The sequence below is a fragment of the Collinsella aerofaciens genome, assembly GCF_039752985.1.
GTDB lineage: Bacteria > Actinomycetota > Coriobacteriia > Coriobacteriales > Coriobacteriaceae > Collinsella > Collinsella aerofaciens_BT.
This window is the reverse complement of sequence record NZ_JBDMHA010000130.1, coordinates 1-1,562: the sequence shown is the minus strand read 5'-3', so window position 1 is coordinate 1,562 and position 1,562 is coordinate 1. Positions and strand designations below refer to the sequence as shown.

Annotated in this window: 1 protein-coding gene; it reads right to left on the bottom strand. The window is 60.1% G+C overall.

The annotated features are described in order from the left end of the window. Positions 1 to 1,364: phosphoglucomutase/phosphomannomutase family protein (locus tag ABHR76_RS09990; RefSeq protein ID WP_346977646.1), on the bottom strand; the 1,364-nt coding region annotated here is incomplete at its 3' end. Positions 1,365 to 1,562 lie beyond the last annotated feature (198 nt).

The following is a 1,562-nucleotide window of genomic DNA, read 5'->3' as shown; positions in this document are numbered from 1 at the left end:
GCATCGAGCAACTCATCACGTTCTTCCACCGAGAACCCCTCGGCGTAGACGCGCACCACTGGTTCGGTCCCGCTAGGACGGACCAGCAGCCACGTGTCATCCTCGAATGCCAAACGCAAGCCATCCATATGACTAACGTTTTGCGGCACCTTGCCACAAATCGACTTGGGGTTTACGCCCGGCAGCAGGGTTCGCAACGTTTCGGCATCTTCGGCCTCAAGGCGCAAATCGCGTCGACCGTAACTCGTCTTACCAAAACTGTCCTCGAGTTGGTCGACCAGAACGCCCAAAGGCGCGTCCGTCTTTGCCATAAGCTCACACAGAATCAGACAGGCGAGGATTCCATCGCGCTCGGGCATATGCGCGGCGATGCCGATACCACCGGCTTCTTCGCCGCCCATGAGGACGCCGCCCTTCTTCATCTCTGCCGCTATATATTTGAAACCGACTGGTTTGACGGTCACGCGGCAGCCAAGCGCCTCGGCAATGCGACGCACGAGCGTCGAGCACGAAAGATTGACGACGACGCGCCCCTCCAAATTACGAAATTGAACCAAGTCGCCCAAAACGAGCGCCATGATCTGATGCGGATGTATATATCTGCCGCGCTCGTCAACCGCGCCGATGCGGTCGGCGTCGCCGTCGGTCACCAGGCCAGCGCAAGCTCCGTCCTCGATAACCGTGCGCTCGCAAGCGTCCACCCAAGGCTCAACGGGGTCGGGGCAGATATCTTCTTGGTCAGACGCCTGCCCGGCGTGAATCTCGTGCACCTCAACGCCAAGCTCGCGCAGCAAGTCGGCTAGATAGCCCTGGGCTGCGCCGCCCATGGGATCGACAACCACGCGCAAGTGCGCGGCGCGGATGGCTTCGGCATCGACAAACGATGCCACCGCCTGCATATAGTCAGGAATGATATCCGCGGTGCGATATTGCTCCTCGATCCCCATTGGCTCGGGAGCCATGGTCTCTTCGAGCTCTTCGATGACATCCTGGTTGGCGGTTGAGCCGTCACCCATGCGAATCTTGAGGCACAGATAACCCTGCGGATGATGGGACCCCGTCACCATGAGCGCGCCGCACGCCTCACCGTCATAAGCCGCCGCCCACGTAAGGGCAGGGGTCGGGACAGGTCGCGAAGCGAGCACGGCGTCTAGCCCGTGCGCTGCTAGCACACCCGCCGCAAGCTCAGCGAACTCGCGCGCCAGGGGTCGGGTGTCGAACCCTATATATACCGTTTTGCCCGGATTGGTCTTTTGCCACAATTCGCCGACGGCATCGGCGATACGGGCAACGTTATCGGCAGTGAAGTCCTCATCGACGCGAGCGCGCCAACCGTCAGTTCCAAAATGAATTATCGCGCACACGCGCAGACACCTCACAGTGTTTGGATCATGGTACGCGTGAGGTATACCCGCAACACGCACTCGGCAACCTGCTGGCACCAGCATTCACCATTTGGGCAAATGCCGCCGAGGACATGCAAGCAATCAGAACCACCCTTAAAAAGGGTGGTTTGCTCTTAGGGTATAACCCACGGGCCCCGGGCTCGCGTCTAAAGGCGC